The sequence below is a fragment of the Vibrio sp. N418 genome (assembly GCF_000222565.1).
Lineage (GTDB): Bacteria > Pseudomonadota > Gammaproteobacteria > Enterobacterales > Vibrionaceae > Vibrio > Vibrio scophthalmi.
The window spans coordinates 90,352-103,032 of the sequence record NZ_AFWD01000002.1; the positions used below are offsets into that span (position 1 = coordinate 90,352).

The 12,681-nt window shown below is 43.8% G+C and carries 12 protein-coding genes; 9 read left to right on the top strand and 3 right to left on the bottom strand.

What is annotated here, in order from left to right:
- Nucleotides 1-76 precede the first annotated feature (76 nt).
- Both RH86_RS00645 and RH86_RS00650 read left to right on the top strand, forming a co-directional pair.
- Entirely contained in the window at nucleotides 77-982 is a 906-nt protein-coding gene (locus RH86_RS00645; protein ID WP_009384307.1) for a LysR substrate-binding domain-containing protein, read from the top strand.
- A 224-nt stretch (nucleotides 983-1,206) separates the two neighbouring features.
- Nucleotides 1,207-1,695 (top strand): DUF1097 domain-containing protein, encoded by a 489-nt coding sequence (locus RH86_RS00650; protein ID WP_009384308.1) that lies wholly within the window; start codon nucleotides 1,207-1,209, stop codon nucleotides 1,693-1,695.
- A gap of 106 nt (nucleotides 1,696-1,801) precedes the next feature.
- On the opposite strand, the gene RH86_RS00655 is transcribed toward RH86_RS00650, so the two are convergent.
- Nucleotides 1,802-3,433, bottom strand: coding sequence for an ATP-dependent endonuclease (locus tag RH86_RS00655; RefSeq protein ID WP_005595597.1), 1,632 nt, complete (start codon nucleotides 3,431-3,433; stop codon nucleotides 1,802-1,804).
- Between the two features lie 155 nt (nucleotides 3,434-3,588).
- Here RH86_RS00655 and RH86_RS00660 point away from each other — a divergent pair, with 155 nt between their 5' ends.
- The 4 genes from RH86_RS00660 to RH86_RS00680 all read left to right on the top strand — a co-directional run bounded on the left by RH86_RS00660 (nucleotide 3,589) and on the right by RH86_RS00680 (nucleotide 8,966).
- Nucleotides 3,589-5,319 carry a bifunctional metallophosphatase/5'-nucleotidase gene (locus RH86_RS00660; RefSeq protein WP_038218992.1) on the top strand — a complete coding sequence of 577 codons (1,731 nt, stop codon included), beginning with the start codon at nucleotides 3,589-3,591 and terminating at the stop codon, nucleotides 5,317-5,319.
- A gap of 450 nt (nucleotides 5,320-5,769) precedes the next feature.
- Nucleotides 5,770-6,714 carry a TerC/Alx family metal homeostasis membrane protein gene (locus RH86_RS00670; protein ID WP_009384310.1) on the top strand — a complete coding sequence of 315 codons (945 nt, stop codon included), beginning with the start codon at nucleotides 5,770-5,772 and terminating at the stop codon, nucleotides 6,712-6,714.
- Nucleotides 6,715-7,014: 300 nt separating this feature from the next.
- Complete coding sequence (locus RH86_RS20630; protein WP_005595592.1) at nucleotides 7,015-7,206, top strand: hypothetical protein; 192 nt, start codon at nucleotides 7,015-7,017, stop codon at nucleotides 7,204-7,206.
- A 209-nt stretch (nucleotides 7,207-7,415) separates the two neighbouring features.
- Nucleotides 7,416-8,966: a PAS domain-containing methyl-accepting chemotaxis protein gene (locus tag RH86_RS00680; protein WP_009384311.1), complete on the top strand. Its 1,551-nt coding sequence runs from the start codon at nucleotides 7,416-7,418 to the stop codon at nucleotides 8,964-8,966.
- A 70-nt stretch (nucleotides 8,967-9,036) separates the two neighbouring features.
- On the opposite strand, the gene RH86_RS00685 is transcribed toward RH86_RS00680, so the two are convergent.
- Entirely contained in the window at nucleotides 9,037-9,594 is a 558-nt protein-coding gene (locus RH86_RS00685) for a PhnA domain-containing protein (RefSeq protein WP_006710789.1), read from the bottom strand.
- 264 nt (nucleotides 9,595-9,858) lie between these two features.
- On the opposite strand from RH86_RS00685, the gene RH86_RS00690 reads away from it, so the two are divergent.
- On the top strand, nucleotides 9,859-10,941 hold the full coding sequence (locus RH86_RS00690) for a site-2 protease family protein (protein WP_038218995.1): 1,083 nt from the start codon (nucleotides 9,859-9,861) through the stop codon (nucleotides 10,939-10,941).
- A 117-nt stretch (nucleotides 10,942-11,058) separates the two neighbouring features.
- On the opposite strand, the gene RH86_RS00695 is transcribed toward RH86_RS00690, so the two are convergent.
- Nucleotides 11,059-11,844 carry a M48 family metallopeptidase gene (locus RH86_RS00695; protein ID WP_005595587.1) on the bottom strand — a complete coding sequence of 262 codons (786 nt, stop codon included), beginning with the start codon at nucleotides 11,842-11,844 and terminating at the stop codon, nucleotides 11,059-11,061.
- An 81-nt stretch (nucleotides 11,845-11,925) separates the two neighbouring features.
- Here RH86_RS00695 and RH86_RS00700 point away from each other — a divergent pair, with 81 nt between their 5' ends.
- A complete protein-coding gene (locus RH86_RS00700; protein ID WP_009384313.1) occupies nucleotides 11,926-12,384 on the top strand; it encodes a hotdog fold thioesterase in 459 nt (152 codons plus the stop codon).
- An 11-nt stretch (nucleotides 12,385-12,395) separates the two neighbouring features.
- Nucleotides 12,396-12,629: a DUF3389 domain-containing protein gene (locus RH86_RS00705; RefSeq protein ID WP_009384314.1), complete on the top strand. Its 234-nt coding sequence runs from the start codon at nucleotides 12,396-12,398 to the stop codon at nucleotides 12,627-12,629.
- Nucleotides 12,630-12,681 lie beyond the last annotated feature (52 nt).

Below are 12,681 nucleotides of genomic sequence, written 5' to 3' on the forward strand. Positions count from 1 at the left end.
TGAGCGTATGTGCCTATCTGTGCACATGGCAAAAAGGAAAAATCAAACACTTAACGTAATAACGAAAAGGAGAGTTATGCGTTATTCACTAAAGCAACTCGCGGTATTTGATGCAGTCGCCGATACCGGTAGTGTGAGTATGGCAGCAGATAAATTGGCGTTGACACAGTCAGCCACCAGTATGTCGCTCGCCCAGCTTGAGAAAATGTTAGGAAGACCCTTGTTTGAAAGGCAAGGAAAGCAAATGGCACTAACCCACTGGGGGACATGGTTAAGGCCAAAAGCAAAGCGTTTGTTGCAAGATGCACAGCAGATATCAATGGGGTTCATTGAGCAGCATTTACTTAGCGGAGAGCTGCGCATTGGTGCAAGTCAAACCCCCGCAGAGCACTTAGTTCCAGACCTTATCAGTAACATTGATAATGACTTTCCAGAAATGCGTATGTCTTTGAAAGTGCGCAGTACCGATAGTATTTTGGAAGGTTTACTTGATTACAAATACGACATTGGGATCATTGAAGGCCGCTGTGATGACAACCGTTTACACCAAGAAGTTTGGTGTCGAGATCATTTAACAGTCGTGGCGGCAGCGCATCATCCTTTTGCTAAGTCAGAGCGTGTTAGCTTAGCCCAGTTAGAACAAGCAAAATGGGTATTGCGTGAACACGGTTCTGGTACTCGCATGATTTTTGATAGCTCTATTCATCATTTGATTGAAGATCTTGATGTATGGCGTGAATACGAACACGTACCCGTGTTGCGTAGCATGGTTGCGAATGGACTGTACTTAACTTGTTTGCCTTATTTAGATGTTGAACAGCACATTGCTGCAGGTAAATTAGTCGCCCTTAATGTGCCCGAATTAAGCATGGAAAGAACGCTCTCGTTTGTTTGGCGCGCAGATATGGTTGAAAACCCACTCGTTGAATGTTTAAAACGTGAGGGTTCGCGAATGATGAAAGGTAAGCCTTCCGTCTTTTAACCTATCGATTAAACCCAATCTAAGCACAACGATGTGACTTTAAAGCCCAAGCAGGCTCGCCTCTTGGGCTTTTTTAATGCACGGATTCTGTTGAAGTAACGATTGCGTCACTCTTTTGTGTAACGCATTGATATTTGTTGCCTTGATGCGTGATCGAGATCGATAAATTGTGCGAGCGAACTCAGTAGTATGCTTCACTTGTTACAAAGATGAAGAGTTTTATTATGAGTACATTGGTTGCCATCTCAATAACGACCGCAATTCTTTCGGGGGTTTGGGGCTGGGTTGCAGTGAGTGTTGGTCTACTCGCGTGGGCAGGATTTTTGGGCTGCACAAGTTTTTTTGCTGCACCTCAAGAAGGTGTAAAAGGATTATTGATAAGCCTTATCACTAATTTAACCGGTGTATTCTGGGCGATGGTGATCATCGCAGGTTCTCAATATGTGTCATTAGAAATTGCCGGTTATATGCTGACGGGACTGATTACGTTATTTATGTGCCTACAAGCGAAACAATCGTGGTTGGCCTATATTCCGGGTACGTTTATCGGATCATGTGCAACCTTTGCTGCCAATGGGGATTGGCAACTAGTAATTCCGTCATTGTTGCTTGGCGGCCTGTTTGGTTACACCATGAAATGGAGTGGGATGTGGTTACAAGCTAAATCACAACCTGGTAAGGCTACTGCAACGCTCACTAGTCGGGCGAATTGATAAACCCCTTCAGCATAATTGAATCACAATCGTTTTCGATGTTTAAACAAGCCATGTCTATCGATAATTGAAGGGCATGGCTTTTTACTACCGACTATACGTTATATTAAGTATTGCCGTTGGCCATGGTGACAACACGTTTTAGCGTCCAACGAATCAACAGCGGTATTCCCTCTATGCCTTTTTCTTCGCAATGAGAAACAATGGCTAATGCTAAATCGGGTTTTGCAAATTTCTTTAAGACACGATGAACCACTTTTTTCGCTGGGATAGGGTGATCGGCTGGGATCTTTACCATCTCGCGGAAAAAAGGTTCAAAGCCGTGGTTATAGAGAAAATGCTCGATATCGAGATCAGGCAATTCAGTTAAACGATGACGCTCTTGATCATGATCCAATCGCGTGCGCACAGTATGAGCATACTTTTTACCCGCCGCATCCCCATCAGTGACGACGTGCCAATCTATACCAAATGCTTTAGCGACCTTAATAAGCGACTTTAGACCAGATTGGGCAAACTCGATGATCTGCACACCTTCTGCTGCGAGGTTATAACCACACTGATTGGCAAACTCATTAAATAACCAAACTTCCGTTTCGCCTTCCACCAGCAACCAACAACGAGCAAACAACGCGCCAGAACGATGAAAACGAATATGGAACCCAACCTTACGCAATTCATCACGAGATAAGCTCTGTAGACCAAGACTGGTACAAACGGTTTTATCGGATTGACGCACCAAACGGCGGATGCTGTGGATCGGCACTCTCGCTAAAAGATCACCGCTATTCGTGGTCAATATTTTTTGCATCGGCAGTAACTGCAGTAAACTCCAAGCACGAGCGAGGTGTGTCGGGTGTAAACGTCCTTCAGGATCTTCAATGATCAATAACGGGCGAGCACAACGACGCAGCTTATTGGGGCCTTTTGCTTGTAGATACGCATTGAGTAACCCCATAAATAGTAAACGAGTCTGTTTATTACTGGTTTGCTCGACGATTTCCGAAATAGACAGCGAATTTGGCTGACCGGTATAGAAAATTCCATCTCGTTGTTTGCGTAAACTATTACGAGCGTTCGACTTAAACGAGAAATAGTGATCAACCAGCATGCTCATTGAATTGAGACTGCTGCGCATCTCGCCTTTGTTCACGTGTCCTGGAATGGCCATTAAGCGGCGACAGGTATTATCAATCCTCTTTTCTACTCGCTCATTGAGTGTGCCATTGGCTTGAATGGGGCGATTAAACCTTCGGGAGTCCTTCAAACGGATCACGGGATGAAGAGACATCAGCTCTTGCGCTAATTTAACTGCGTGATGTAACGGTAACGGGTTGCCCTCAAAATCGAGAAAATCGTACTGAGTTTCAATGTCATAGTTGTCACGACTAGCACTGAGTCGATAGTAGATACGGTGAGTATCGTTTTCATCGGTGGTCCAGATCGGCTTAATTTTACGGTAACGCCCTGAGCGCATTTCGCTCTTATCGTTCGATACTAGGCTCAAGACAATCTGTAAATCTTGTGTTTGAGGATGAGAAACAGAGTAATCCACATGGAAATCGGACATTTCAAACTGGTAAGGGACACCATCAGGCGGTAGGGCAACTGAAAGCGCGTCAAGCAACGACGATTTACCCCAAGTGTTTTCACCGATCAAAGTCGTCAGCTGTTCAAACGAGAGGGATAGGCGTTTGATGCCACGAAAACCCGCAATTTCAATCCGTTCTAATTGCATACAGTGACCTCATCATTATCAATTATCTTAATTTAAGCATAAAAGAAAAAACTAATATAAGCATGAGGTTAGCTCACATAAGCGAATTATTCGTAAAAAGTAATGAATCTGTCATAAAGAATGAGTTAGCATGACGGTGAAAAGTGAGAAGAATTATGATGAAGAAAAATAATAGAACGACCAGAATTAGAGTCGCGCACATAAACGACACACATTCCTATTTTGAACAGACGTCTTTACAGCTTGCGCTGACCGTAGAACAACAATCATTCGCCCCATTTGTGAGTGCTGGTGGCATCGCCCGCATAAAAACCCGCGCTGAACAACTTAAGCAACAAGCCGAGCAAAACCAACGAGGCTTTCTCTTCCTCCATGCCGGAGACTGCTTTCAAGGCACTTTGTACTTCTCTTTATTTAAAGGAGAAGCAAACGCGGTGATGCTCAATCAACTGGGTCTTGATGGCATGGCGGTAGGGAATCATGAACTCGATATGGGTAATCTGCCTGTTGCTGAATTTGCCGAGCGTATCGATTTCCCACTTCTTGCTGGCAATTGGGATCTTTCCAATGAGCGCCAGGATAAACCAAAAACCTTACGTTTTAACCCAACGGTATACTCTTACAAACCACTCACTCGGTCGGCACAATGGCTAATCAAACATGTCGGTGACGAGTCGGTTGCGATATTTTCATTAGCATTAGATAAAATGGCGGAGATTTCTAATCCTGATATTGACACGCCATTTGTCAGCAGTATCGAAACCGCCAGAAATACCGTGGCAGAGATCCATAAAGCGGGTATCAACAAAATCATTTTACTGAGTCATATGGGTTATGAGGCTGATCTTGAACTTGCCAATCATGTTGATGGCATTTCGTTAATTGTCGGTGGACACAGTCATGTGTTACAGGGTGACTTTAGCGAGTTAGGTTTGGCGAAAAGTGATGATTATGGTGTAAAGGTCAATCAAACCTATGTGGTGCAAGCAGGCTTTCATGCTTTGTCTCTAGGCCATTGTGACATTGATTTTGACAGTGAAGGTAATGTGATTGCTTTTAACGGCCAAAATGAACTGCTGCTAGGTAGACGTTTGTTTGTCGACACCTCGATGAGTCAGTCTTGGCAGGATGAAAAATACCAACCAATCCGAGATTTTGTTCATGCGCATCAAAACGTGGCTGTCTGTAAGAAAGACAAAGGTATCCAGCGGTTATTAGAAGAGCGCTATCAAGCTCGGGTTCGCGAGCAACAAAAAACCATCTTAGCGCGTACAGAAAAAAATCTACGCCATATAAGAATTCCTGATGAACGTGGCGGCAGCGAAATCGCGCCATTAGTCGCAGAGTCATTTGTTCATACTATGCGTCAACAGGGTAGTCAGGTAGATTTTGCCATTCATAATGCGGGCGGAGTGCGTAATTCCCTTGCCGTAGGAAATATCTCTGTTGCCGATATCGCCGGAAAGGTGTTGCCGTTTCTGGTGCCGATTGGCAGTTATGAGATTGAAGGACGCTATATTGCTCAAACATTGGAAGGGGCAATAAACAATGCATTAAATAATGGCGTGGAAGGAACAGGCTCAGGCTCTTACCCTTATACGGCCAATTTACGCTATCACTATGATGCTAATGCGCCTAAAGGCGAGCGAATCCACCATCTAGACATTCACACTAACACCGATGGGTGGCAGCCTGTTGAACCTAGTAAAACCTACATTGGTTCATCTTCTGCTTATACCATGAAGGGAAAAGAAGGCTATGAAGCGATTCTCAATATGAAAGGCGAAGGGCATATTACCCACCTATCAATGGCAGATTGTTTCATTCGCTACTTAAAAGATAATCCAGAAGTACTACACGGCGATCAAATGCTTACTACTAATTAATGACTAAATTTTAAACACTTGGCATACACTTTGCTTTTTGTTCCTTGATTCATTTTATCCGAATTAATGAATAGGAGTCGTTATGTGGAGTAAAGACTGGGTCGATGTTGCGGTTGTCATCAGCTGGATTTCTGTATGGGCTGCAATGGTGTATTTAATTCCCGGTGGGGGAATGTAAAAGAAAGGAGCATTTTTTTGCTCCTTTTTGATTTTCTAGTAGACGTAAATTGATTTGAGGCATACAATCCGCGGCGTTTGGGGAGTAGTCGCCTCTGGTTTACTTATCGTCATCTCGTTAGGCAATGCCTTTCCGGTAAGTATAAGCGTTATGCGCTTCGACGAGACCAACGTATTCAAATCCTTATGCCTTTAACGGGGTATGAGGTTGTTTGTTTGCGGTAGGGATCGTTAGCATAAACGCACCGATCCCTCCGTTATTTGGAGGATAAAATGACCCCGTCAACCTACCTAGGCCTTGGTCTACTAACACTTGCTCTAGTGGCACTCGATATTTGGCAAACACGTGGTGGTAACATCACAATTAAAAAAGCCGCTGTTTGGAGTGTGTTCTGGTTTGTACTGGCTTTTCTTTTCGCAGGCTCTATCTATTTTTTCTGGGATTTCTATGCGCCAGGAAGCAGCTATACAGCAGAAAAAGCGACCGTTTCATTTCTAACCGGCTATTTGCTGGAAAAATCACTCAGTGTCGATAACCTGTTTGTCTTCGCGATCATCTTTACCCAATATTCAGTACCAGAGCATTTACGCCCACGCGCGCTGCTTTGGGGGGTGATTGGTGCGCTGGTACTGCGTGCAATCATGATTGCGGTTGGTGCTCAGCTACTCGCTCAATACCATTGGATTCTTTACATCTTTGCTGCATTCCTAATTTGGACTGGTATCCAATTGGCACGTGATAAAGGTGAAGAGGAAGAAGTAAACCCTCTGCCTGAGAAGATCATTCGTAAATTTGCGACGGTAACCGATGGCTACCGTGAAAATGCATTAACCGTGGTTGAGAATGGCAAACGTTGCGTGACACCAATGATGATTGTTATCGGTGTGATTGCCTTTATGGATGTGATGTTCGCTCTAGACTCTATCCCTGCAATCTTCGCTGTCACTCGTGAGCCATTCTTGGTATTAGCAGCTAACGTATTTGCCTTGCTTGGTTTACGCTCTTTGTACTTTGTACTGCAAGGAATGATGGATAAGTTTATTTATCTAAAACCAGCACTGTCTTTCATCATGGTCTTCATTGGTATTAAGATGCTTCTAGTGGGTACGGCTTGGGCAATCCCTACCGCGGTATCACTATTGGTTCTGTTGATCACCATGACAATTGCTGTGGTAGCTTCGATTGTTAAACAACGCAGCTTGGCACAACAAGCATAATAATTTGCGTTATTTCAACTAATTGAAATGCGAGTTACGCCTCACTAAAAGATATTAATTATGTAAAATAATTGTTATCTACGGGTGGGGCGTTTTTTATTATTTGAATAATTAAACAGCGGTAGTGACTAAGTAATATCAATAGCAAAGCGAAGTGAATAACGATCAACAGCAAATGTTAGTGAGTTGTTTTATTAGATTATCTAATTTGAAAATCGAAATTTTGTCATTTTAACTGGCGATAAAATCAACGTTAAAATAATCACAAGCTGAGTTATCCGATTTCAAGAAGAGGCACATATGGCACAAGTTTTAGACGCTACAACCATAATCAACACCCCTTCTAAGGACAGAAAAACCTACTCGGTTACCATCAAAGGATTGTTTGTTCACCTGCTAGATATTCTGTTTACCGATCGTAATGAACCTCGAGCATACTATGCGAGTGACTTATCGAACCATATGCAGAAAGATGTCGGTTTATATCGATAGAGACCAAATTTGAAGACGCCAGTAATGTTACTGGCGTTTTTTTTTTGCTCAATAAACATCAATTTTAACAGTGAGTTAAAACTCTTTTCCTTAGTTGGCTTCGTGCATTCGATTTGCTATACAGAATATTGCTCTATTCTTACTACTGACTAATAAGTGCGTAATTGCATAAACATAATTTACGTCAGTGACTAGGTAAGGATCAATCTATGAGCGAAATGGAATACGACTACCCAAACAACTACAATCTCATCTCTATTACCGACCCTTCAAGCTATATCAAATACGCCAGTGCCCATTTTAGTGAAGTTGCCGGATTCGAAGATGGCGAATTAGTGGGTAAACCGCATAATATTGTTCGTCATCGAGACATGCCTAAAGCTGCGTTTAAAGATTTGTGGGGCCATTTGCAATCGGGTAAACATTGGATGGGGATGGTTAAGAATCAACGTAAAGGTGGCGGGTATTACTGGGTTGATGCCTTCGCATCGCCCATTAAGTTCAATGGCGAAATTGTTGAATACCAATCCGTTCGCTTTAAGCCAGAACGTCTCTATGTAGATCGCGCAGAAAAAATCTATAGTAAACTTCGTAACGGCGGTACTTCACTGATCCTGAAATTGCCACGCACTCGATTATGGATGCGTTCAACGATCTGCATTGCCGCCGCCACGGGCGTAGGTCATCTGCTACTGAATTATGGTCAAAGTCCGATGGTTGCAATCGGCGTGATTGCAACGTTGTCTGCATTATCAAGTTACATATTAACTCGCCCATTAGAAAAAATTGCTCAACAAGCACGACAAGACTTCAATAATCCTCTGATGGAATATATTTATTTTGGCCGCGTGAACGATCTATCCGAAATCGCGTTAGGGATGAAAATGCGTAAGCAATACGCGGATGCACTATTAGGACGTGTCGGTATCTCCGTTATGGATTCGTGTAAGGAAACCAAAGCGAACGCAGACTCTGCTGCCAGCAATAGCGAACGCGTCACACAGAATTTAAGTGAGCAGAAAGTCGAAATCGATGTTGTCGCGACCTCAGTCAATGAGATGCAGGCGGCGTCTGCTGAAATTTCGCAAAATGCTCAAGCGACTGCGGATGCCACTTTAACGGCGCAAAACACCATGACCAATAGTCGTGGTGTTATCGACAACGTCAACCATTCGGTACTTGAGCTTGTTAACGAACTTAAACAGATCTCACAAACGGTCACCGATCTCAATCATCAAACCGAGCAGATTGGCTCAGTAGTTGAAGTGATCAACGATATTGCAGAACAAACCAATCTATTAGCATTGAATGCGGCAATCGAAGCAGCACGAGCTGGCGAGCAGGGACGTGGCTTTGCCGTCGTGGCGGATGAAGTTCGCACCTTAGCGCAAAGAACGCAAGAGTCGACCACTGAAATAAAGTCAGCGATAGAAAGTATTCAAAGTGGCAGTAAGACCGCGGTGAATGCACTGCATAAAGGTAATGAGAAATCTGCCAGTACTGTTGAACTGCTAGCGGATGCACAGCAGAGCATTCAGTTATTGGAAGAGTTGGTACAAGATGTTGTCGACCGCAATCAACAGATTGCCGTTGCGATTGAAGAGCAAGTGCATGTTTCTGATGAGATAAATGAGAATATTCAATCGATCAATTTGAAGTATGCAGATTCTTATGAGCTGATGACACTCACTAATGAGATGAACAGTAAAGTGCAAGACAGCACGAGTGAATTAGCGGATGTAATCAAAAAGATTGCCTAGCGGCAGGAAACAGGAATAGCAGCTAAAAATAAAGCACCGTTAAGGTGCTTTATTTTTTTAATCTTAGCGATTATTTTTTACGGCAGTATTCAGCAATAACATACATAGATTGGCCGCCGTTCACCTTACCAGAGATAAGTTTAGGGTCGTCAGTCAATGCGATACCACGGATAACCGTGCCTTGCTTGATTACTTGTGTGCTGCCTTTGATTGGAAGGTCTTTGATAACAGTTACGTCGTCACCTTTTTTAAGCTCTGCGCCGTTTACATCGAAAGGTTTGTCGTCAGCAGACATACCTTGCATAGCCCAGTTCTTAGTTTCTTCTTCCATGTACATCATGTCTAGCGCGTCTTGTGCCCAGCTTTCTGAGTTAAGACGAGTTAGTTGACGCCATGCAGTCACTTGCACAGGAACCACTTGGCTCCACATGCTGTCACTTAGACAACGCCAGTGGTTAATGTCTTTAGGATCTTCAATTTCACCCAGACATTTGTCACATACCATGATGCCGTAATCTACTGTTACGTGACCGTGCGGTGGTACCGCGTACGCAGTCAATGGTGCGTCTGCACCACATAGTTCACACTTAGATTCGCAACGTTGTAGCATTGTAGCTTCAATAGACATAATGGACTCACATATAGTCGGGATTAATAACGGGGCTTATTATCCACTTTATCCGACTAATTGGAAGGGGCATTCGGTAACGCAAAGGTTTAACCGACGTAAAATGACATTTTACTGAAGTTTGTTGTTAAATTGGTAACATTCAAATGCCCTTCAATAACTTAATTGGCGTGACCACGTAACATTGCTGCACCTTTACTTTACCTTGTTAGTGCCTAGCGGCATAATCGGTTAGGTTTATATAGCAAATTAATAGGTTAAAAATTGGAATTACTCTCTATTGAATTCCTGGGCCGTCCTCTAAGACTTGAGGGCAGCATGGCTGGATGGCAAGAACTGTATTGGGATAATCAAATCGTCTCACAACTCACGGCTGATGCAGATCGACAAGAACAAACTAAACACGCGTTCGTATTGCAAAAGGGCGATGAAGTCCTAAATTGTGAATTGGACACGAATCTTACTTGGCAGCCGTTTTCCTTTCACTATCAAGTTAAAGTAAATCAACAGCTCATTAGCCAAGGCGAGCGTAATACTAAGGATATCGAACAACAGAGCCCGGTTGTCGCACCAAAACCAGAAAAACGTTTTAGCCTGATTGGTCTAGTGTCGCTTGGTATGAAAATGCTCAAGAGCGCCAAGCTGATTAAAGTGGTGCTCGCCTCCGCAAGTTTAGCTGCATATTCATGGTTGTTTTCTTTTCAATTTGCCATGGCGCTAATTGCTTGTTTAGTCGTGCACGAATATGGCCATGTTAAAGCGATGAAGTACTTTGGTATGAAAACCAAAGGCATCTATCTTGTGCCATTCTTGGGTGGACTTGCGCTAACGGATGAGAAAATTAACACCCGTTGGCAAGATGTGGTCATCTCCATCATGGGGCCGATGTTTGGTTTTGTGCTTTCGCTGATTCTATTGGTGGTTTATTGGGTGACTGGCGAGATGTTCTTTGCCGGTCTAGCCGCCTTTAACGCCTTCTTAAATCTGTTTAACTTGCTACCCATTTTACCACTGGATGGCGGTCATATTTTGAAAAGCATCAGTTTTTCAATGAACAGTCTAACGGGCATGATTTTGTGTACAGCCGCGGCGATTGGCGGGGTGTTTCTTAGCTATACGCTGGGTTTGAGCTTACTCGGTTTCTTGCTGATCATGGGGACACTTGAAATCATTATGGAGTGGCGTTACCGACACCATAGCCATCTACTGCCGCTCGACCGTTATGGTCAAATCGTTGCTGGTTTATGGTATGTCGCGCTTGTTGCAGGTCTAGTGGCGATTATTTGGTACTTTGCTCAAAGTGGCGATGCCTTGTTGCAACTACCGCTGCAACTGCTTGGCACCTAACACTATCGCCATAGTGATTATCCACATTGCTAAAACGTCAGATGGCAACACATTAGAAAAGGGAGCTAAATAGCTCCCTTTATTATCTGTGATGCAATGACTGGGGTTTGAACAAAGCTAAGAACAGTTTGGTTTTGCTGTTTGATAGTTTGGTAACTTCGCCATGGTCTGCTGTAAATCGTGAATTCGAGTACTGTGCGAAGGGTGGGTCGACAGCAGTTCAGGAGGTTGTTGACCGTTGGATGCTTTTGCCATGTTATGCCACAAATCGATACTTTGGGCAGGATCAAATCCCGCTTTAGCCATCAAATCCAAACCAACGATATCCGCTTCTGACTCTTGGGTGCGGCCATAAGGCAATATGACGCCATACTGTAAACCAAGCCCTAACGCCGCCATTGTCGCATCACGATATTGAGCGTATTCCGAAGAGCCAAGCGCGACAGCAGTGATCTGTAGCCCTGTGTTGGCTAACTGAGATTGCGATAGACGTTCATTGCTGTGGTCAGCTAATACATGGGCAATTTCATGGCCAATAACAGTAGCAAGTTGGTCTTGATTCTCAGCGACATTTAGCAGGCCGGTATAGACCCCGATTTTACCGCCGGGTAGGGCAAACGCATTAACTTGGTCGCTATCAAAAACCACCACTTCCCACTTATCGAAGCCTGGCTGTTTTGGCACGTGTTTGGTGACCGCATTGGCAACACATTCGACATAGCGATTCACTTTAGCGTCTTTGCTGACTTTTTGTTGCTGTTTCATCTGCTCAAATGACTGAGCGCCGAGATGGCTCATGTCGGTATCAGAAAACAAGATTAATTGATTTCGTCCAGTAGGTGACGAGCTGCACGCCGTTAACCCAGCGGCTAAAGCTAAAGCGGAGAACTTAAACCACGACATATGACATTCCATGTAAATACAGTTATATATTCATCATAACATCCGGTTAGAATAGACGTAACCGTTATGGATGGATTTACTATGACCATTTGGAAACGAGAGATCAATCTAGATCGTCTCAATCAAACCTCAAAAAACACTCTGATCGAACACTTAAATATTCTCTATACCGAGGTTGGTGACGACTATATCTGTGCCACTATGCCTGTTTGTTCATTCACTCATCAACCGCTAGGTATGTTACATGGCGGAGCATCCGTTGTATTGGCTGAGACTTTAGGCTCTGTCGCGGCCAACTTCTGCGTTGATGACAATGCTTACTGTGTTGGGCTTGATATTAACGCAAATCATGTCCGTGCGATGAGGAGTGGTTTAGTCATCGGCAAAGCGATGCCAATTCACTTGGGCGTTTCTACTCAGGTATGGCAAATCAACATTAGCGATGAGCGCGGGCGCCTAGTGTGCACAAGCCGTCTTACCATTGCCGTCAAACAACAGCGCAAAGGCAATGTTGAGACTGGTGCCAACAACGCAGGATAGGGGCGAGATAAATGGTAATTGAATTTTCTAATGGCAAGATTATCGCGACGCCTCATGAGCTTGTCGTGAAAGTGAATGGTCCGCATATGATCACCTTGCAAGCACAAAGTGATGCCGTCCAACTGATTGGACGCGGAGCAAATGTCATCGCAGTACATTCAAGTGAAGCAAAATGGTCAATTAAACTCGATGATGAGCAACAACTAATCGACCTTGCATCACAATTAGGCATTGCCATCCAGTAACTGCTTGATCCACTCTCACTAAATGGGGAAAATGACAAATAGTAATGTTTGA

Excerpts from the sequence above, each read along its gene's own strand:
- RH86_RS00660 (WP_038218992.1), top strand. The coding sequence starts at position 3,589 with ATGATGAAGAAAAATAATAGAACGACCAGAATTAGAGTCGCGCACATA.
- RH86_RS00670 (WP_009384310.1), top strand. The coding sequence starts at position 5,770 with ATGACCCCGTCAACCTACCTAGGCCTTGGTCTACTAACACTTGCTCTA.
- RH86_RS00655 (WP_005595597.1), bottom strand. The coding sequence starts at position 3,433 with ATGCAATTAGAACGGATTGAAATTGCGGGTTTTCGTGGCATCAAACGC.
- RH86_RS00650 (WP_009384308.1), top strand. The coding sequence starts at position 1,207 with ATGAGTACATTGGTTGCCATCTCAATAACGACCGCAATTCTTTCGGGG.
- RH86_RS00700 (WP_009384313.1), top strand. The coding sequence starts at position 11,926 with ATGACCATTTGGAAACGAGAGATCAATCTAGATCGTCTCAATCAAACC.
- RH86_RS00695 (WP_005595587.1), bottom strand. The coding sequence starts at position 11,844 with ATGTCGTGGTTTAAGTTCTCCGCTTTAGCTTTAGCCGCTGGGTTAACG.
- RH86_RS00705 (WP_009384314.1), top strand. The coding sequence starts at position 12,396 with ATGGTAATTGAATTTTCTAATGGCAAGATTATCGCGACGCCTCATGAG.
- RH86_RS00685 (WP_006710789.1), bottom strand. The coding sequence starts at position 9,594 with ATGTCTATTGAAGCTACAATGCTACAACGTTGCGAATCTAAGTGTGAA.
- RH86_RS00645 (WP_009384307.1), top strand. The coding sequence starts at position 77 with ATGCGTTATTCACTAAAGCAACTCGCGGTATTTGATGCAGTCGCCGAT.
- RH86_RS20630 (WP_005595592.1), top strand. The coding sequence starts at position 7,015 with ATGGCACAAGTTTTAGACGCTACAACCATAATCAACACCCCTTCTAAG.
- RH86_RS00680 (WP_009384311.1), top strand. The coding sequence starts at position 7,416 with ATGAGCGAAATGGAATACGACTACCCAAACAACTACAATCTCATCTCT.